Here is an 18,164-nt window from a genome sequence, read left to right on the forward strand (position 1 = left end):
AGCGCTGTGCCCTCCGGGACCGTGCGCTCAGGCCTGGGAGAGCCGCCGCGTGCCCCGGTGGCTCCGCTCCTCCCGCTGGTCCCGTAGCCGGGGCCGCGCGGCCCTGCGGGCGACGCGGCGCGCCTTGCGCCGTTCGCGGCGCAGTTGGCGCGCCGTACTGCTCGGAACGGACACGACGCCGTTGCGCTGGTTCCACACCTGGCGCGTGACCCACACGTCGAGCACGCCCCAAGTGGCCACCACCGTGCTGCCGATGCTGCTCAGCACCATCGGGAAGGCCAGCCACGACCCGGCCAGCGTGCACAGGTAGGCGATCATCGCCTGCATCAGCGTCAGTGACGTGATGATGACCGCGCGGACGGCGGCCGTACGGACCGGATCGGGCAACCGTGGCCGTACGGCGGGTTCCTCGACCCACAACGGCCGCTGCGCGCGTGGCGCCCCGTCGTACCGCCCCTCGTCGGAGACCTCGGCCGCTGCCTCGATCTCCCGCCCCGCGGGCACCGCGGACAACGCCGTACGGCGCTCTTCCGTGTCCATTGAGAACTTCACTCCCCACCGCCGCCTGGCAAGCCCCTCAACTCGGGCGTGGAACACACGCCTTCACGAGTGGCTGCCCGCCTTGCGCCCTTTTACGCTGTCTCCCGCGGTGCGGATGTGGCGCCCAGTGCCTCATCCGGTCCGCTTTCCCCGTACAGCAGGACGAATGGCCCGCTGTGAAGATTCCCGGGAGAGCGAAGAGTTCCAGCCATCCGCCTCAATCGGGTGACAGACGGGAACGCAGCTGTCCCTTGCCGCAGCGGCACTCGCCAACTCCCGTGATTCCATGACAACTCATGATCAACGCCACACGGTACGGCTGAAAATCGCCCGGACGTCTCTTCGAGTTGTGCGAGTGGCAGTAGTAGGCTCACGCCGTTTATTGACGGAACACCCACCTCCGGCCGACGGAGGTCGAGCTGGGGGAGGCCATGCGCTTTCGCGGGAAGTCCATCCGCCGGAAGATCGTGGCGTTGCTGCTGGTGCCGCTCGTGTCCCTCACCTCGCTGTGGGGATTCGCCACCGTCATCACCGGCCGCGAGGCCAACCAGCTGCTGGACGTCGCCTACATCGTCGAACGGGTGGGCTATCCCATCGACGACACGGTCGGAGTCATCCAGCGGGAGCGCCGGCAGACACTGATCTACCTGGCCGACCCGCGCGCATCCGACGCCCTGACCACACTCCGCCGTGAGCGCGCCGCCACCGACGAAGCCGTGGCGAAGATCAAGGCACGCGCCCAGGACCCCGGCGTACGCGACGACCTGCGCCCCCCGGCGGCGAAGCGACTGGCCTCCCTCCTGGAAGCGTTCGATGGGCTGGAGTCGCTGCGCGGCTCCGTCGAAAGCAGCACCATCACCCGGCGCCAGGCCCTCGACCGCTACAACCGCCTCATCGACCCCTGCTACTCCTTCCTCACCGCCCTCCACGCCCTCGAAGACGTGGAGATGGACAAGCAGGGGCGCGCTCTCGTCGGCATCACCCGCGCCCGCGAGATACTCTCCCGCGAGGACGCGCTCGTCGCCTCCGGACTGGTCGCCGGCCAGTTCGACGCCCTGGAACTGCGGGCCGTCTCCTCCCTCGCGGCGAACCGTCAGCTGCTCTACGACGTCAACCTCGAACTCCTTCCCGCCTCCGAGCGCGAGACCTTCGGGGAGTACTGGGACAGCCCGGTCACCGAGCCGCTGCGCGCGGCCGAGGAGCGCCTCATCACCGCGGGTCCCACCGACGACCCGCGCGCCGTTACCGTCAAGAGCTGGAACGAGGCCGCGACCGGCGTTCTCGACCACCTCGCCCGCGAGGGCAGGGAGGCGGGCGACCGCTACCAGGACCGCGTCGAACCCGTGGCCCTCGGCGTCCTCGTCAAGGCGGGCGCCGCCGGTGTGCTCGGCTTCCTCGCCCTGATCGTCTCGCTGGTCCTGTCCGTACGGATCGGGCGCAGCCTCATCCGCGACCTCTCGCGGCTCCGCAAGGAGGCACACGAGATCTCCGGCGTCCGCCTGCCCAGCGTCATGCGCAGGCTCGCCGCCGGCGAAGTGGTCGACGTCGAGACGGAGGCCCCCCGCCTCGAATACGAGCGGAACGAGATCGGCCAGGTCGGCCAGGCGCTCAACACCCTGCAGCGCGCGGCCGTCGAATCGGCCGTCAAGCAGGCCGACATGCGCCGCGGCGTCTCCGAGGTCTTCGTCAACCTCGCCCGCCGCAACCAGGTCCTGCTCCACCGCCAGCTGACACTCCTCGACACCATGGAACGCCGTACCGAGGACACCGACGAACTCGCCGACCTGTTCCGCCTCGACCACATGACCACGCGCATGCGCCGCCACGCGGAGGGCCTCGTCATCCTCTCCGGCGCCGCCCCGTCCCGGCAGTGGCGCAAGCCCGTCCAGCTCATGGACGTCGTACGGGCAGCCGTCGCCGAGGTCGAGGACTACGAACGCATCGAGGTACGCCGCCTGCCGCGCATCGGCGTCGGCGGGCCGGCGGTCGCCGACCTCACCCACCTGATCGCCGAACTGCTGGAGAACGCCACGGTGTTCTCACCCCCGCACACCGCCGTGCAGGTGCTCGGGGAGCGCGTCGCCAACGGCTTCACCCTCGAAATACACGACCGGGGCCTCGGCATGACGCCCGAAGCACTCCTCGACGCCAACCTGCGCCTCGCGGAGACCCCCGAGTTCGAACTGTCCGACACCGACCGGCTCGGCCTGTTCGTCGTCAGCCGGCTCGCCCAGCGCCAGAACGTACGCGTCTCGCTCCAGCAGTCGCCGTACGGCGGGACCACCGCCGTCGTCTTCATACCGGCCGCACTGCTCACGGACGCGCCCGAGACCAACGGCGCCGGTTTCCGGCTCGACCGCAAGCACTCCACCGGCGACCGGACCGACGGCAAGGGGGAGCAGGAAGGCCGCCGCAGGTCCCTGACGACGCTCTCCCGCCTGCCCGCCGAACTCGCCGCCCAGGCCGTCTTGGACGGCCCCGTCGAACTCGAACCCCCGCTCGGCGCACTGGGCCTCGAAGAGGCCTCCCTCGACGGCGTCTCCGACACCGCCGACATCGGTGACACCGAGAGCGAGCGGGGCGGACTCTTCAGGGCCCGCGACCGCTCCCGGGAACGACCGCGCGACCGTTCCCGGGAACACGCCCGGGAAGCCGCCTCGGAGCAGCACCAGCAGGCGTACGACCACGTTCCCGGGAACGGCGGGAACGCGCGCCCCGGTGGCCCGATTCCGCTGCCCCGCCGCACCACCCCGACCCTGGTCGCCGACAACGGCCGCCGCGTCACGGGCCGCGGGCAGATCCCCACCACGCCCACCACGCCGTCCCCGGCACCACGCACCGCACCTCCCGGCCGGGGACCGGCTCCCGAGGGCGAGGCCAAGGACCTCCCGCTCGGCGGACTGCCCCGCCGCGTCCGCCAGGCCAACCTCGCCCCGCAGCTGCGCGAGACCTCCGCCGTACGCCCCGAACCCGTCGACGACGTACCCGCCACCGAGCAGGACACCCGGCGCGAGGCGGAGCAGGCACGCAGCCGCATGGCATCGCTCCAGCGCGGCTGGCAGCGCGGCCGACGGCAGAACGCCGAGGACGAGCCGGGCCCCGGCGGCACAGCACCAGGAACCAGACCAGAGAGGGACGGTCGATGACCGCACCGCACGCCACAGCACACGACACCACCGGCCGGGGCTCGGGGGAGCTCAACTGGCTCCTCGACGAGCTTGTCGACCGCGTCGGCAGCATCCGCAAAGCCCTGGTGCTCTCCAGCGACGGGCTCCCCACGGGCTCCTCCGGGGACCTGACGCGCGAGGACGGCGAACACCTCGCCGCCGTCGCCTCCGGCTTCCACAGCCTCGCCAAGGGCGTCGGCCGGCACTTCGACGCGGGCCGCGTCCGGCAGACCGTCGTCGAACTGGACGACGCCTTCCTGTTCGTCACGGCCGCCGGCGACGGCAGCTGCCTCGCGGTGCTCTCCGACGCCGACTCCGATGTCGGACAGGTGGCGTACGAGATGACGCTGATGGTCAAGCGGGTCGGCGTCCACCTGAAGACCGCACCACGCTCCGGTCCCGCCGCCGGAGGGTGAGTGGGCTGATATGAGCGAAGCAGCCCAGCAGGCATCGCCGCACTGGTTCGACGACGAAGCGGGCCCCGTGGTGCGCCCGTACGCGATGACGCGCGGCCGTACGAGCAGTGCGAGCCGGCACCGGCTCGACCTGATCGCCCTCGTCGTCCCCGAACCGGCGGCGGACGATCCCGGGCGCGACCAGACGCTCGCTCCCGAGCACGTCGAGATCGTCGAACTGTGCAGTGAGACGCCGCAGTCGATCGCCGAGCTCGCGGCGGGCCTCGACCTCCCCGTCGGGGTGGTCAGAGTGCTCGTCGGCGACCTCGTCGAGGACGAGCTGGTACACGTGACCCGTCCCGTACCTCCGGCAGAGCTGCCGGACGAGAGCATCCTTCGCGAGGTAATCAATGGTCTTCGGGCGCTCTAGCCGCAGGAAGCGACCGATCGAACCGGTGACGCTCAAGATCCTCGTCGCGGGTGGCTTCGGCGTGGGCAAGACCACCCTGGTGGGCGCGGTCAGCGAGATCCGGCCGCTGCGCACCGAGGAGGCGCTCACCGAGGCCGGCCGCCCCGTCGACGACATCGAGGGCGTCGAGGGCAAGAGCACCACCACCGTCGCCATGGACTTCGGGCGGATCACCCTCCGCGAGGACCTGGTCCTCTACCTCTTCGGCACGCCCGGCCAGGACCGCTTCTGGTTCCTGTGGGACGAGCTCGCGCAGGGGGCGCTCGGAGCGGTCGTACTGGCCGACACCCGCCGCCTCGAGGACTGCTTCGCCGGCATCGACTACTTCGAGCGCCGGGGCATCCCCTTCGCCGTCGCCGTCAACTGCTTCGAAGGCGCCGACCGTTATCCGCCGGAGACGGTACGGGCCGCTCTCGACCTGGACGAGGAAGTGCCGCTGCTGCTGTGCGACGCGCGAGACAGGGAGGCCGTCAAGGCGGTGCTGGTCGCGGTGGTCGAGCACGCCCTGGCCCGCTCCGCCGACCGGCGCCGGACGGCTGCCACCGCGGAGGTCCGCACGCCCGCCGGAACCTGACCGGTCGGCGCGCCCCGGGGTGTCCGTACGCCCCGGCGGACCCGCTCGCCCGTCCGCGCGTTCCGTACCCTCGCCCGGCCGCCCGCAGGCCCCGCCGGGAGGTGAGCGGTCCGTACCCCCGCCGACAGGGGTACGGACCGCGTTCACGGCCCCCGAGGCCCGGCACGCTCAGCCCTGGCCGCCCTCCTCCTCCCACCCGAAGCTCCGCTCCACGGCCTTGCGCCAGTTGTGGTACTCGCGGTCGCGCTCCGGCGCCTTCATGCGCGGCGTCCACTCGACGTCCCGCTGCCAGTGCGACTTCAGCTCGTCCAGGCCGGACCACACGCCGGTCGCCAGCCCGGCCGCGTACGCCGCGCCCAGGCAGGTCGTCTCGGAGACCCTCGGCCGGATCACGGGAACGCCCAGCACGTCGGCCTGGTGCTGCATCAGGAGGCCGTTCTTCGTCATGCCTCCGTCCACCTTCAGCGTGGTGATGGCCACGCCCGAGTCCTGGTACATCGCGTCGACGACTTCGCGCGTCTGCCAGCTCGTCGCCTCCAGGACCGCCCGGGCCAGGTGCGCCTTGGTGACGTACCTCGTGAGACCGGTGACCACGCCGCGGGCGTCGGAGCGCCAGTAGGGCGCGTAGAGCCCGGAGAAGGCCGGCACGATGTACGCCCCGCCGTTGTCTTCGACGCTTCCCGCGAGCGTCTCGATCTCGTCCGCGGAACGGATGATCCCGAGCTGGTCCCTGAACCACTGGACCAGCGCCCCGGTAACGGCGATCGACCCCTCCAGGCAGTACACCGGCGCCTCGCCGCCGATCTTGTACCCCATGGTCGTGAGCAGCCCGCTCTTCGACGGGACCGGCCTGCCACCGGTGTTGAGCAGAAGGAAACTGCCCGTCCCGTACGTGTTCTTCGCCGTTCCCGTGTCGTAGCACGCCTGACCGAACACCGCCGCCTGCTGATCCCCCAGCGCCGACGCCACCGGCACGCCCGAGAGCTGCCCGACCGCCGTCCCGTACACCTCCGCCGACGACCTGATTTCCGGCAGCACGGCTTCGGGGATGTTCATCGCGGAGAGGATCGACGCATCCCACTCAAGGGTCCGCAGATCCATCAGCATGGTCCGCCCGGCGTTCGTCACATCGGTGACGTGTACGCCGCCGTCCGTGCCGCCGGTGAGGTTCCAGATCAGCCACGAGTCGATGGTCCCGAAGGCGATCTCGCCCCGCTCCGCGCGCGCCCGCAGGCCGGGGACGTGGTCCAGCAGCCAGGCCGCCTTGGGACCGGAGAAGTAGCTGGCGAGCGGCAGGCCGGTTGCCTCCCGGAAGCGGTCCGGGCCGTCGGCGCCGCCCAGTTCGCTGCAGAGGGCGGCGGTACGTGTGTCCTGCCAGACGATCGCGTTGTGCACCGGCTTGCCCGTCGCCCGGTCCCACAGCACCGTCGTCTCGCGCTGGTTGGTGATCCCGAGCGCGCTGAGCCGGTCGGCGCGCAGGCCGGCCTTCGCGAGCGCGCCCGCGACCACGGCCTGCACCTTCGACCAGATCTCGGTCGCGTCGTGCTCCACCCAGCCCGGCTTCGGGAAGATCTGGCGGTGCTCGCGCTGGTCCATGGCGACGATCGCACCGCTGTGGTCGAAGATGATGCAGCGGCTGGAGGTGGTGCCCTGGTCGATGGCGGCGACGTACTTCTCGTCCTGCCCGGCTCGTTGCGTCATGACGTCCTCTCGTCCGAACTCCGCTGAAAGCGTCCGTGCTCGATGACCGGCCGAACGGCCCGTGCCGCTGCCTGCCGGCCCTGCTGAGTGCTCGGTGCTCAGTGCCCGCTGGTGCGTGCCGCGCGTTCAGAAGGCCGCGTTGTAGATCAGCCCCGAAAGGGCCCCGCCGATCAGCGGTCCCACCACCGGCACCCACGCGTAACCCCAGTCGGACGTCCCCTTGTTCGGGATGGGCAGTGCGGCGTGGACGATACGGGGCCCCAGATCGCGCGCGGGATTGATCGCGTACCCGGTGGGGCCGCCGAGCGAGAGACCGATGCCCACGACCAGCAGGGCCACGATCAGCACCTGGGTGCCCGACTCACCGAGCCCCTTCGTCAGCCCGAACGCCAGGACGGGGAGGACGAGACCGACCGTCGCGATGATCTCCGTGACGAGGTTCGCGACGGGGTTGCGGATCTCGGGAACGGTGGCGAAGACCCCGAGCGTCGGAAGCGCCGTCTCCTCGTCCTTGTTGGCCGCGAACTGGGCGTAGTACACGAGGTACGCCAGTACGGCCCCCAGAATCGCCCCCACCAGCTGCCCGAGGACGTAGACCCAGACCTGGCCCCACTCGCCGGTGTCGACGGCGATGCCCACGGTCACCGCCGGGTTGAGATGCCCACCGGACAGCGGGGCCGCGGTGTACGCCCCGGCGAGCACGGCCATGCCCCAGCCGAAGGCGATGACGATCCACCCCGAGGACTTCGCCTTGGAGTGGTTGAGGGTGACCGCGGCGCACACACCGGCGCCGAAGAGGATCAGTATGGCGGTGCCGATGACCTCACCGGCGAAGACGTCCCCATTGCTCATGGCGGCTCCTAGGCCCTCGCCCGGGGCCCGGCCCCGGTTCTGAAGTGCAGGGTGCGTTTCCCATGGCTGATGAGCCGGCGGCAGGGTGTTCCGTCCCCGCCCGGCGTCCGGTACGAACTGGTGCCGAGCCGGCGCGATCGCCCGTGGGGGATGCCCCTGTGCGGCGACAGGGGGGACCAGGGAGCAGATCCGCTCGCTCCCGGGAGCCGTCGTACGGCGACGCCGACTGACAACGGGAAGTGTTCACCGGTGCTGAGGGACCGTCAAGGTCGCGGACAGCGAACGCGTCCCGACGCACCACGGACGGCGCATCGGATTCAGCGAGTCAGCGGTTCTCCGCGAGCCACTTCGAGGCGGTCTCGGCTAGCTCACGGTCGCGCCCCGCCAGCATCGTCCGGATCATCTGCACGTCGCCGCGCAGCGACCATGCGGGGTGCCCGAACGTGGCCGGGTTGTTCTTCTCGATCAGGAAGTGCGCCGGCCAGGCGGAGCCGTACCCGATCAGCGGCAGCGCGGCGGCGTACCGCTTCCGGCCGCGCGCCAGGCCGTACACACTGACCGCGAGGCCGGTGAGCGTGCCCGTGAGGTGCACCCACCGGGTGGCGGCCCGGGAGTGCATCGCGACGTAGTAGGGCCAGAACTCTTCGTACGACTCAAAGGTCCGCTGCTCCATGCCCGCACGGTAATCGCTCGGCGGAGAACCGGATACGGCCCTGCCGCGTCCGTAGGGGAGACGGGACGGGCGGCCGGGACCCACGGGGGTGGTCCCGGCCGCCCGTCCCTCTCGCCGGCGCCGGAGGAGCCCGTCAGTGCCCGGCGACCGACCGGCGGGCGACGGGGAAGTCGAAGTAGGTGTCCGGGAACCGTTCCGGCTTGTACGTGAAGTGCCACCACTCCTCCGGCAGGTTCACGAAACCGACCGCACCGAGCACTCCCTTGAGCAACTGCCGGTTGGCGCGCTGCGCGCCCTGTACGCGCGGATCCTCCGTGTGGGACAGCGTGTCGAAGCAGTCGAAACCGGTCCCCATGTCGACGGAATTGTCGGGGAAACGATCGGCCTGGGGCGCGTAGCAGGGGACGAGCCGCTCCCCTGGAACGTACGGCCGGGTGGCTTTCGCAGGCAGCCTGACGACGGTCAGGTCGACCGTGCTGCCCCGGCTGTGCCCCGACCTTTCCGCGATGTAACCGTCCGCGAACAGGCGCGACTTGTCGACCCGCGGATAGAACTCCGTCTTCATCGCCTCGTCGTCGAGGTCCTCGGCCCACCGGACGAAGTGGTCGACGGCCCGCTGCGGCCGGTAGCAGTCGTACACCTTGAGGGAGTGGCCGAGCCGCAGCAGTTTCGTCTGCGCCTCGCGCAGGGCGTTCGCGGCGTCCCTGGTGAGGATGCAGACGGGCTGGCGGTAACCGTCCACGCGAGCGCCCACGAAGTTGTGCGCGGTGGTGTAGCGCATCTCCTCGAGGATCGTCGGATCCACGGACCGCAGGGACACGAACTCCGCCGGAGCCTTCGGTTCGGGCCTTGCCCGCGCCGTCGGGGAGGCGGCCGTGACGGCGAGCAGGGTGACGGCGGCGGCCAGAGCGCGCAGTGCTGACGCGAGACGGGACATGAGCCCCGTCTATCAGCTCAACCGCCCCTCACGGAAGGCCCGTCCGATACAGTCCGCGCGTGTCCGCACCCACGAAGAAGCCTGTCAGGGACTCCCACTGCTCCAGCTGCGGAGCGCCGTACCGGCCCGCCGCCGGCTGGCCGCGCACCTGCCCCGCGTGCGGCGACACGGTGTACCGCAACCCCTTGCCCGTCGCCGTCGCCCTCCTGCCCGTCCGGGGCGCGCAGGACGCGGGCACCGGTCTCGTGGTCATCACCCGGGCCGTCGAACCGCAGATCGGCCGCACCGCGCTGCCCGGCGGCTTCATCGACCACGGCGAGGACTGGCGGCACGCGGTCGTGCGGGAGCTGAACGAGGAGACAGGCATCGAAGCGGCGGAGGAGGACGTGCGCCTCGCCGACGCGCTCAGTTCCCCGGCCGGGCACCTTCTCCTGTTCGGGTTGCTGCCCGCCCGCGCGCCCGACGACCTGCCGCCTTCGGTTCCGACCGACGAGACGACTGGCTGGCACCTGCTGCGGGAGCCCGCGGAACTGGCCTTCCCGCTGCACACCGAGGCGGTACGCCGATGGTTCTCGGGAAGCTACGGCCGTACGAACTGACCGTTCCCGGGTACGTCTTCTCACCGAGCCCGCGTGGCCCGCGTCCCCGCGCCGCCGGAGGCAGCCCCGCACGCCTCCTCAGCAGCCGCGCACCCGCACAGGCAGCCCCACGTCCCCGCCGCCCTTCCGCTCCACCACGACCCGGCCTTCGCTCATCCGCGTCGTGAACCGCTCCATCTCCGCCCGACCCCGCTGGTCACCGGTGTCCCTGATGACCACGCCCCCTCCCGTGCGCCCGGCGACCGGTGCCCACACCTCCAGCGCCAACCCGCCGTCCTCGCCGGTCACGGGAAGCACGGCGCCGGCCCGCGCCAGCACGGGGACACGGGACAGGGGGGCGTCCAGCAGCACACGGCTGTGCCCGTCGTAGCCTCTGCCGGTGGCGGTGTCGTACCACCGTCCGCGCGGCAGCCGCACCGCCCTGCGGTCCGCTCCGGGCTCCAGTACGGGCGCGACCAGCAGGCAGTCCCCGAGCAGGAACGCGTCCTCGCAGTCCCGCAACGCCCGGTCCCCCGGGGCAGCCCACCACACCGGACGCACGTAGGGCGCACCCGTGAGGCGGGCCAGATGAGCCAGCGTCACGAAATACGGCAGCAGCCGCTCCCGTGACGCCAAAGCGGCCTTCGCGTGGGCGAGCACCTGCGGACCGAAATCATCCTCCGCCCCCGACGACGGCTCCCCGCGTCCGAGAGGCACAGGAGACGCGGTACGGAACAGCGGCAGGTGTGCGCCCAGTTGCAGCCCGCGCAGATACAGCTCAGGGGAGTGCGCACCGCCCGACCCGCCGACGTCCGTTCCCGAGTACGGCACTCCGCACAACCCGAGACCGAGCGCCAGCGACAGCGAGGCACGCAGCCCCGGCCAGCCCGCGGGCACATCCTCCGCGTACGTCCCGCCGTACCTCTGGGCACCGGCCCAGCGCGCACTCGAGAAGAGAAACGGCCGTTCCCGGGAACGCCCGTCGAGCAGCGCCTCGTAATGAACCCGTGGTACCCCAAGGGGATCGACACCGCCGGACTCCGGATGAGCCCCCTTCCGGTCCTCCTGGTGATCCCCCGCGAGCCAGACACCGGAGAAGCCCTCGGCCGGGCGCTCCCCGTACGGCGTTCCCCGCGCAGCACGCGCGCCTGCACCGTTGCACTCCGAAGCACCGGTTCCCGCCGACCGCACGATCTTGCCCGAGTGCTTCCCCGGTGCGACGCCCACCAAGGTCTCCGTAGTCGCACGACCGTCGTACAAGTCGTTCCCGGGAACAACACCTGCCCCACCAGGGCGAAGCACCGACACCAGCCGCACCCCCGACGCCCCTAAGTCCGCCAGAAGCCCCGCCGCCCCGTCGCCGGTGCTCGAATCCGCGCCCGCATCGACATGCACCGCGGACACCACCGGCCCCCGTCCCTCCATGCCCGTGTCGACCTGCCGTACCCCGCCCGCCCCGCCACCCGCCTGCCACACGTGCTGCACCCCCAGCGCCCAGGCCGGTGGCAGCACCGGCGCACCCGTCAGTGCGGTCCAGCCCCGCAGCACACGGGACGGCGTACCGGCGACCACCCAGCAGCGCACCGGCCCACCCGCCATCCGCAGCTCACTGGTGCCCACCCGGTCGTGCCCGGACCCGGCGCCCTCCTCGCCCTCCCGGAGCGTCATCCGCCCCTCCCACGTGTTGTCGTGGAAGACGAGATGCGTGCCGGAGTCCGAGACGACGACGTGCACCGGCGCGGCCGCGGGGCGCGCCTCTTCCCCCGGCGTGGAGCCCCCGCCGAGACCGGCCCTCCCCAGCGGATAGGTGCCGTCCCTCAGCCGGAGCCCCGAGGGCTGCCCGCCGAGTCCGAAGAAGCGCGCGTCCGCCGGCACCTCGGCCCGCTGCGACCAGCGCGCCGGGCCCCCGTCGGCGGGCTCCCACCAGCGCGGCGGCAGGTCCCGGCGCAGCACAGCGCCCCCCGGCGTACGGACCTCGACCGCACCGTCCCGGGACACGGCGACCGTGAGGCGCTCCGAGACCACCTGCCAGCCGCCGTCCTTGTCCGGCTCCAGCTCCGCCCTCGTATCCGGCTCGGGACAGGCGCCGGCGAGCGCGTACGACGGCTCAGGACCCGCGCCGTCCCAGCCCCAGAACACCGCGCCGCCCGCCGCGACCATCACCCGCAGCTCGGAACGGGCGAACCGCATCACCCCGCCGCCCGGCCGTGGCTCCACCCCCGTCACGACACCGGGCACGCGAGCCCGCTCGGGCCCCCGACGCCGCTCCCAGGCGTCCGTACGACGACGCCGCCACGCCAGGGAAGCGAAGCGCAGCTTCCGCACCATGCCGACGAGTATCACCGAGCGCACCAGGTCACGACCGTTCATGCGGCACACCCTGCCACCCGGCCGGACACACCCGGGCGGCGTTCAACTGCCGTTCATCCGTGGTGTGCGCACATGACAGAACCCCCGACTGTGGGGGACCCGCCCTGGTGCCCGGGACGATCACATGGCATCGTCCCTTTCAGCCGCCTCGTGCGCACACCCTTCGCACGTGCGCGCCATACACGCACACCACGCGTACAGCCCGGGAGCCGCCCCATGACCTCAGCAGCGAACACCGCGCCCCTCTGGCAGCCGGACGCGGACCGCATCGCAGCCGCCGCAGTCACCCGCTTCCAGAGCTGGGCGGCCGAGCGGTACGGAGCACCCGCCGACGGCGGGTACGCGGCGCTGCACCGCTGGTCGGTCGAGGAGCTCGACAGCTTCTGGAAGGCCGTCGTCGACTGGTTCGACGTGCGGTTCTCCACCCCGTACGACGCCGTCCTCGCCGACCGTTCCATGCCCGGCGCCCAGTGGTTCCCGGGAGCCACCCTCAACTACGCGGAACACGCCCTGCGCACCGCCGAGGACCCGTCCCGCGCCGACGACCCGGCCCTCCTGTACGTCGACGAGACCCACGAACCCACCCCCGTGAGCTGGTCCCGGCTGCGCCGCGAGGTCGGCTCGCTCGCCGCCGAGCTGCGCGCCCTCGGCGTACGCCCCGGAGACCGCGTCAGCGGATACCTCCCCAACATCCCCCAGGCCACCGTCGCCCTGCTCGCGACCGCCGCCGTCGGCGGAGTCTGGACCTCCTGCGCTCCCGACTTCGGCGCCCGCAGCGTCCTCGACCGCTTCCAGCAGGTCGAGCCCGTCGTCCTGTTCGCCGTCGACGGCTACCGCTACGGCGGCAAGCGGCACGACCGTACGGAGACCGTCGCCGAACTCCGCCGCGAGCTGCCCACCCTGCGCGCCGTCGTCCACATCCCCCTGCTCGGCACCGAAGCCCCCGAAGGCGCCCTCGACTGGTCCGCCCTCACCTCCGCCGACACCGAGCCAGTCTTCGAACAGGTGCCCTTCGAGCACCCCCTGTGGGTCCTGTACTCCTCCGGCACCACCGGCCTCCCGAAGGCCATCGTGCAGTCCCAGGGCGGCATCCTCCTCGAACACTTCAAGCAGATCGGCCTCCACTGCGACCTCGGCCCCGAGGACCGCTTCTTCTGGTTCACCTCCACGGGCTGGATGATGTGGAACTTCCTCGTCTCCGGCCTGCTCACGGGCACCACGGTCGTCCTGTACGACGGCAGCCCCGGCTATCCCGGAACAGGCGCCCAGTGGCGCGTCGCCGAACTCACCGGGGCGACCCTCTTCGGCACCTCGGCCGCGTACGTCATGGCCTGCGCCAAGGCGGACGTCCACCCCGCCCGCGACCACGACCTCTCCAAGGTCAAGTGCGTCGCCACCACCGGGTCGCCGCTCCCGCCCGACGGCTTCCGCTGGCTCCACGACGAGGTCGCGTCCGATCTGTGGATCGCCTCCGTGAGCGGCGGAACGGACGTGTGCAGCTGCTTCGCCGGCGCCGTACCGACGCTCCCCGTCCACATCGGGGAACTCCAGGCCGCCTGCCTCGGCACCGACCTCCAGGCCTGGGACCCCCAGGGCAAGCCGCTGACCGGCGAGGTCGGCGAACTGGTCGTCACCAACCCCATGCCGTCCATGCCGGTCCACTTCTGGAACGACCCCGACGGCAGCCGTTACCACGACAGCTACTTCGACACCTACCCCGGTGTGTGGCGGCACGGCGACTGGATCACGATCACCGACCACGGCTCCGTGGTCATCCACGGCCGCTCCGACTCCACGCTCAACCGCCAGGGCGTCCGCATGGGCTCGGCCGACATCTACGAGGTCGTCGAGCGGCTGCCGGAGATCAAGGAATCCCTGGTCATCGGTCTGGAAGAGCCGGACGGCGGCTACTGGATGCCCCTTTTCGTCCACCTCGCAGCGGGTGCCTCCCTCGACGACGCCCTGCGCACCCGCATCAAGCAGGCCATCCGGACCGAGCTCTCACCGCGCCACGTCCCCGACGAGATCATCGAGGTGCCGGGCGTCCCGCACACCCTCACCGGCAAGCGCATCGAGGTCCCCGTGAAGCGACTCCTGCAAGGCACACCGCTCGCCAAAGCGGTCAACGCCGGCTCCGTCGACAACCTGGAGCTGCTGCACTTCTACGAGGCCCTGGCCCGCGCCCGCCGCTGACGAGCGATGCCCCGAGGGTCACGCGGAGTCCCGTTGTCAGTGCGGTCGGTTACGGTGAGTGAGCAATGATCGACTGCGCTCAGGGGGAATCATGGCGCGCACCAAGTCCACGAAGCACCACAGGAGCAGGACGATGCGGCGTACGCTCCGCCGCGAGGTTCCCAGCACCGTCGGCCTGCTGGCCGACGAGCACGACTTCACGGCCATGAGGCGCTACGCCACCTTCACCTTCGACGACCACGGGGCCTACCTCCGGGAAGTGGACGGGCTGCTACGAGCCCTCGCCGCCCAGGGCGTGCACACGACGGTCGCGCTCTTCGACCCCGAAGACTTCCTGGAGTACTGCCACGCCAGCGGCATCGACCCCGACACGGTGGAGAGCCGCACCCGCTTCACCGCGGAGGTCGCCGCCGCGGGCGCCTGCGTCCCCTACACCGGCCAGCCGCTCGACGCCATCGTGCCCCTGCTGGTGAACGAGGCCGTCCGTCAGGCGACCTGGCAGTACGCCACCCTGCTCCTGGCCCGCCTCGGCGACTGCGCCGAGTGCGGCGAGGACATCGGCAGGGAAGCCCTCGGCCGGGCTCAGCGTCTGATCACGCGCTTGCTCGAACAGGCCGGCCCCGGCAGCCACCACCTCGTCTGCAGCGTCCCCGCCGAAGAGGAACAACTCCTCGCCGTACTTCACGCGGAGCGCACCGCGCACGAACCCGTCCAACTGCCCGAGGCCGAGGCCGCCGAGTTCGTTACGGTCCTCGCCGCCGGCATCGCCGTGGAACGGCCCGGGGGAGTGGTACTGCGGACCACCGAGCCCGGCGCCCCGGACCGGCTCCACGGCTGGCGACTGCAACGCGGCCGCCTGGTCGCGCTCACCGCGGGCGAGGTCTTCAGTGCCTACTGCACCGACGCCGACACCGGCGAACCCGTATCACCGGAGCCCGGCGTCGAGTACTGCCCCGGCTTCGACATCGAGGAGCCGGACACGCACCACTGAAACGCCCGAGGGGCTCCCGGCCATTCGGCCGGAAGCCCCTCGGAGCGGCACGTGACAACCGCAGGTCACTCGCCGGAAAGCACCGCCTGCGCGGCCGCCCGCGCCTCGTCGGCCGTGTCCGTGGCACGCGCCGCCGCGGCCGCCCGCTCGCACTGGGCGAGCGTGTGCTTCGCCAGCGTCGCGCGGACATAGGGAATGGCCTTGGCGCCCATCGAGAGGGAGGTGACACCCAGACCCGTCAGTACACACGCCAGCAGCGGATCCGCCGCGGCCTCACCGCACACGCCACAGCTCTTGCCCTCGGCCTTGGCGGCGTCGGCCGACGCCGCCACCAGGTCGAGCAGCGCCGGCTGCCACGGGTCCTGCAACCTCGACACCGCACCGACCTGCCGGTCCGCAGCGAACGTGTACTGCGCCAGGTCGTTCGTCCCCAGCGACAGGAACTCCACCTCCTGCAGCACCGAGCGCGCCCGCAGCGCGGCGGAAGGAATCTCCACCATCGCGCCGAACTTCGCCCGCAGCCCGGCCGCACGGCACGCGTCGGCGAACGCCTTGGCGTCCGTACGGTCCGCCACCATCGGAGCCATGACCTCGAGGTACACCGGCAGGCCCTCGGCAGCCTTGGCCAGCGCGGTCAGTTGCGTCCGCAGCACGTCCGGGTGGTCGAGCAGCGACCGCAGCCCCCGCACACCGAGAGCCGGGTTGGGCTCCTCGGCCGGGGTCAGGAAGTCGAGCGGCTTGTCGGCGCCCGCGTCGAGCACCCGCACGACCACACGCCCCTCGGGAAACGCCTCCAGCACCGCCCGGTACGCCTCGACCTGCTTCTCCTCGGACGGGGCCTGCTTGCTGTCGTCGAGGAAGAGGAACTCCGTGCGGAACAGACCGACCCCCTCGGCGCCCGCCTCGACCGCCGCCGGTACATCGGCAGGACCACCGATGTTGGCGAGCAGCGGCACCTTGTGACCGTCGGACGTCGCGCCGGGCCCCGTGGAGGCCGAAAGGGCGGCCCTGCGCGCTGCCGCAGCAGCCTCCAGCTCCGCACGCTTCTCGGCGGTGGGCTCGACGAAGATCTCACCCGTGCTGCCGTCCACCGCGACGACCGTGCCCTCGGCCAGCTCACCGGCGCCCGGCAGAGCCACCACGGCCGGCACACCGAGCGCCCGCGCCAGGATCGCGCTGTGGCTGGTCGGCCCGCCCTCCTCGGTCACGAAACCAAGAACCAGCGTGGGGTCCAGCAGCGCCGTGTCGGCGGGCGCGAGGTCCCGCGCGATGAGCACGTACGGCTCGTCACTGTCCGGCACACCCGGCATCGGAACACCCAGCAGGCGCGCGACGATGCGATTCCGCACGTCGTCGAGGTCGGCGACACGCCCCGCCAGGTACTCACCGGCGTTGGCCAGCAGAGCCCGGTAGGCGGCAAAGGCGTCGTACACCCCGCGCTCGGCCGTGCTGCCCACGGCGATGCGACGGTCCACATCAGCCATCAGCTCGGGATCCTGCGCCATCATGGCCTGCGCCTCGAGCACGTGCTGTGCCTCGCCGCCCGCCAGGTTGCCGCGCGCAATCAGGTCGGCCGCCACAGCCTCCACGGCCTGACGGGCGCGCCCCTGTTCGCGCTCCGCCTCGTCCGCCGGAATCTGCTTGGCCGGCGGCTCCAGAACCGCCGTGCCCATGTGCCGCACCTCGCCGATCGCCACACCGTGGCTCACGCCGACGCCTCGCAGCGTTGTCTCCATTTCACCGTCTCCGCTATATGCGGCGGGACCCTGTCCGGTCCCCCCGCGATGGATGTCGAACCCGTGGCCGCCATTACGGCGCCGACGTCACTGCCAGCTGAAGAGCGGCTCGCCGGCCTTCACATCGCCGTCCTCCACGAGGCCGGCGAGGGAGTCCGCGGTGGCTTCGAGCGCTACGACCGGGCACACGGGCGACTTCCCGGCCTCTTCGACGGCCGCCGGGTTCCACCGCACGATCGACTGGCCGCGCGTCACCGAGTCCCCCTTGTTCACGAGCAGCTCGAAGCCTTCCCCATTGAGCTGCACGGTGTCGATGCCCAGGTGCGTGAGCACTCCGTGCCCAGCGGCGTCCACCACGACGAACGCGTGCGGGTGCAGGGAGACGATGACGCCGTCCACGGGGGCGACGGCCTCCGAGGGCTCACGCACGGGGTCGATCGCGGTGCCGGGACCGACCATCGCACCGGAGAACACCGGGTCGGGGACTGCGGCGAGTCCGATGGCGCGTCCGGCAAGCGGGGACGTCACGCTGGTCATGGGGGCCTCCCAGGGGTGGAGAGTTCGTGTGCCGCCGTCGCCATGTGTCCACGACGGCGTACTTTTCAGAAGGGTAAGACACGAGAAGTCCCAGTTCCGCACGAGAGCGGGCGCTTGGCGGACCTAGGGGTGCACCGGCAACGGTTTGCCTCGTCTGCCGGAGGGATGTACTGTCGTAGACCTGCTTGAGACCAGCACGCACTCCGTTGTGAGTCGCCGGTCGGCAGCTTCCGACAGGTCTAAACCATATCCCCAACCTGAGCCTCCGCATGCGCGCAGTGCAGTGGTCGGGGAGACGGAAAAGGACTGGTAGAGTCGGAATCGCCGGAAAGGGAAACGCGAAAGCGAAGAACTGAAAAGCGCCGAGGAAGTCGGACGCGAAAGAGTCTGATAGAGTCGGAAACACGAAATGCCGAACGAAAGCCCGGAGGAAAGCCCGAGAGGGTGAGTA

The 18,164-nt window shown here is 71.3% G+C and carries 15 protein-coding genes; 7 read left to right on the top strand and 8 right to left on the bottom strand.

The genetic code is table 11. From position 1 onward, the window contains the following. Nucleotides 1-27: 27 nt before the first annotated feature. Nucleotides 28-540, bottom strand: coding sequence for a hypothetical protein (locus ACWGH0_RS27800; RefSeq protein ID WP_453406986.1), 513 nt, complete (start codon nucleotides 538-540; stop codon nucleotides 28-30). A gap of 431 nt (nucleotides 541-971) precedes the next feature. Here ACWGH0_RS27800 and ACWGH0_RS27805 point away from each other — a divergent pair, with 431 nt between their 5' ends. Genes ACWGH0_RS27805 through ACWGH0_RS27820 form a run of 4 tightly spaced genes read left to right on the top strand, consistent with a single transcriptional unit; the run spans nucleotide 972 to nucleotide 5,145 of the window. Next, entirely contained in the window at nucleotides 972-3,686 is a 2,715-nt protein-coding gene (locus ACWGH0_RS27805; protein WP_453406987.1) for a sensor histidine kinase, read from the top strand. Next, the gene (locus ACWGH0_RS27810; RefSeq protein WP_453406988.1) at nucleotides 3,683-4,123 is read left to right on the top strand and encodes a roadblock/LC7 domain-containing protein; all 441 of its coding nucleotides are present in this window, start codon (nucleotides 3,683-3,685) and stop codon (nucleotides 4,121-4,123) included. The genes ACWGH0_RS27805 and ACWGH0_RS27810 overlap by 4 nt, the downstream gene beginning before the upstream one ends. A 10-nt stretch (nucleotides 4,124-4,133) precedes the next feature. Next, nucleotides 4,134-4,532, top strand: coding sequence for a DUF742 domain-containing protein (locus ACWGH0_RS27815; RefSeq protein ID WP_453406989.1), 399 nt, complete (start codon nucleotides 4,134-4,136; stop codon nucleotides 4,530-4,532). Next, the gene (locus ACWGH0_RS27820) at nucleotides 4,513-5,145 is read left to right on the top strand and encodes a GTP-binding protein (RefSeq protein WP_453406990.1); all 633 of its coding nucleotides are present in this window, start codon (nucleotides 4,513-4,515) and stop codon (nucleotides 5,143-5,145) included. Before ACWGH0_RS27815 ends, ACWGH0_RS27820 begins: the two co-directional genes overlap by 20 nt. A 168-nt stretch (nucleotides 5,146-5,313) precedes the next feature. Here ACWGH0_RS27820 and glpK read toward each other — a convergent pair whose 3' ends face one another. The 4 genes from glpK to ACWGH0_RS27840 form a co-directional block, all read right to left on the bottom strand. Beyond that, on the bottom strand, nucleotides 5,314-6,846 hold the full coding sequence (glpK, locus tag ACWGH0_RS27825; RefSeq protein WP_453406991.1) for a glycerol kinase GlpK: 1,533 nt from the start codon (nucleotides 6,844-6,846) through the stop codon (nucleotides 5,314-5,316). A 126-nt stretch (nucleotides 6,847-6,972) separates the two neighbouring features. After that, nucleotides 6,973-7,698, bottom strand: a complete 726-nt coding sequence (locus ACWGH0_RS27830; RefSeq protein ID WP_453406992.1) for an MIP/aquaporin family protein — start codon at nucleotides 7,696-7,698, stop codon at nucleotides 6,973-6,975. A gap of 325 nt (nucleotides 7,699-8,023) precedes the next feature. After that, the gene (locus ACWGH0_RS27835; protein WP_453406993.1) at nucleotides 8,024-8,371 is read right to left on the bottom strand and encodes an Mpo1-like protein; all 348 of its coding nucleotides are present in this window, start codon (nucleotides 8,369-8,371) and stop codon (nucleotides 8,024-8,026) included. Between the two features lie 133 nt (nucleotides 8,372-8,504). Further along, complete coding sequence (locus ACWGH0_RS27840; RefSeq protein ID WP_453406994.1) at nucleotides 8,505-9,308, bottom strand: M15 family metallopeptidase; 804 nt, start codon at nucleotides 9,306-9,308, stop codon at nucleotides 8,505-8,507. A 59-nt stretch (nucleotides 9,309-9,367) separates the two neighbouring features. Here ACWGH0_RS27840 and ACWGH0_RS27845 point away from each other — a divergent pair, with 59 nt between their 5' ends. Beyond that, the gene (locus ACWGH0_RS27845) at nucleotides 9,368-9,907 is read left to right on the top strand and encodes an NUDIX domain-containing protein (protein ID WP_453406995.1); all 540 of its coding nucleotides are present in this window, start codon (nucleotides 9,368-9,370) and stop codon (nucleotides 9,905-9,907) included. Nucleotides 9,908-9,985: 78 nt separating this feature from the next. Here the strand turns inward: ACWGH0_RS27845 and ACWGH0_RS27850 are convergent, their stop codons facing one another. Continuing rightward, a complete protein-coding gene (locus tag ACWGH0_RS27850; protein ID WP_453406996.1) occupies nucleotides 9,986-12,256 on the bottom strand; it encodes a TIM-barrel domain-containing protein in 2,271 nt (756 codons plus the stop codon). 216 nt (nucleotides 12,257-12,472) lie between these two features. On the opposite strand from ACWGH0_RS27850, the gene ACWGH0_RS27855 reads away from it, so the two are divergent. Further along, nucleotides 12,473-14,449 (top strand): acetoacetate--CoA ligase, encoded by a 1,977-nt coding sequence (locus ACWGH0_RS27855; RefSeq protein ID WP_453406997.1) that lies wholly within the window; start codon nucleotides 12,473-12,475, stop codon nucleotides 14,447-14,449. Between the two features lie 91 nt (nucleotides 14,450-14,540). Then, complete coding sequence (locus ACWGH0_RS27860) at nucleotides 14,541-15,440, top strand: hypothetical protein (RefSeq protein ID WP_453406998.1); 900 nt, start codon at nucleotides 14,541-14,543, stop codon at nucleotides 15,438-15,440. Nucleotides 15,441-15,505: 65 nt separating this feature from the next. Here the strand turns inward: ACWGH0_RS27860 and ptsP are convergent, their stop codons facing one another. Both ptsP and ACWGH0_RS27870 read right to left on the bottom strand, forming a co-directional pair. Further along, nucleotides 15,506-17,176 (bottom strand): phosphoenolpyruvate--protein phosphotransferase, encoded by a 1,671-nt coding sequence (ptsP, locus tag ACWGH0_RS27865; RefSeq protein ID WP_453406999.1) that lies wholly within the window; start codon nucleotides 17,174-17,176, stop codon nucleotides 15,506-15,508. 87 nt (nucleotides 17,177-17,263) lie between these two features. Continuing rightward, nucleotides 17,264-17,713, bottom strand: coding sequence for a PTS sugar transporter subunit IIA (locus tag ACWGH0_RS27870; protein ID WP_453407000.1), 450 nt, complete (start codon nucleotides 17,711-17,713; stop codon nucleotides 17,264-17,266). Nucleotides 17,714-18,164 lie beyond the last annotated feature (451 nt).

The organism is Streptomyces sp. NPDC054887 (assembly GCF_053610585.1).

Excerpts from the sequence above, each read along its gene's own strand:
- ACWGH0_RS27800 (WP_453406986.1), bottom strand. The coding sequence starts at position 540 with ATGGACACGGAAGAGCGCCGTACGGCGTTGTCCGCGGTGCCCGCGGGG.
- ACWGH0_RS27805 (WP_453406987.1), top strand. The coding sequence starts at position 972 with ATGCGCTTTCGCGGGAAGTCCATCCGCCGGAAGATCGTGGCGTTGCTG.
- ACWGH0_RS27810 (WP_453406988.1), top strand. The coding sequence starts at position 3,683 with ATGACCGCACCGCACGCCACAGCACACGACACCACCGGCCGGGGCTCG.
- ACWGH0_RS27815 (WP_453406989.1), top strand. The coding sequence starts at position 4,134 with ATGAGCGAAGCAGCCCAGCAGGCATCGCCGCACTGGTTCGACGACGAA.
- ACWGH0_RS27820 (WP_453406990.1), top strand. The coding sequence starts at position 4,513 with ATGGTCTTCGGGCGCTCTAGCCGCAGGAAGCGACCGATCGAACCGGTG.
- glpK (WP_453406991.1), bottom strand. The coding sequence starts at position 6,846 with ATGACGCAACGAGCCGGGCAGGACGAGAAGTACGTCGCCGCCATCGAC.
- ACWGH0_RS27830 (WP_453406992.1), bottom strand. The coding sequence starts at position 7,698 with ATGAGCAATGGGGACGTCTTCGCCGGTGAGGTCATCGGCACCGCCATA.
- ACWGH0_RS27835 (WP_453406993.1), bottom strand. The coding sequence starts at position 8,371 with ATGGAGCAGCGGACCTTTGAGTCGTACGAAGAGTTCTGGCCCTACTAC.
- ACWGH0_RS27840 (WP_453406994.1), bottom strand. The coding sequence starts at position 9,308 with ATGTCCCGTCTCGCGTCAGCACTGCGCGCTCTGGCCGCCGCCGTCACC.
- ACWGH0_RS27850 (WP_453406996.1), bottom strand. The coding sequence starts at position 12,256 with ATGAACGGTCGTGACCTGGTGCGCTCGGTGATACTCGTCGGCATGGTG.
- ACWGH0_RS27855 (WP_453406997.1), top strand. The coding sequence starts at position 12,473 with ATGACCTCAGCAGCGAACACCGCGCCCCTCTGGCAGCCGGACGCGGAC.
- ACWGH0_RS27860 (WP_453406998.1), top strand. The coding sequence starts at position 14,541 with ATGGCGCGCACCAAGTCCACGAAGCACCACAGGAGCAGGACGATGCGG.
- ptsP (WP_453406999.1), bottom strand. The coding sequence starts at position 17,176 with ATGGAGACAACGCTGCGAGGCGTCGGCGTGAGCCACGGTGTGGCGATC.
- ACWGH0_RS27870 (WP_453407000.1), bottom strand. The coding sequence starts at position 17,713 with ATGACCAGCGTGACGTCCCCGCTTGCCGGACGCGCCATCGGACTCGCC.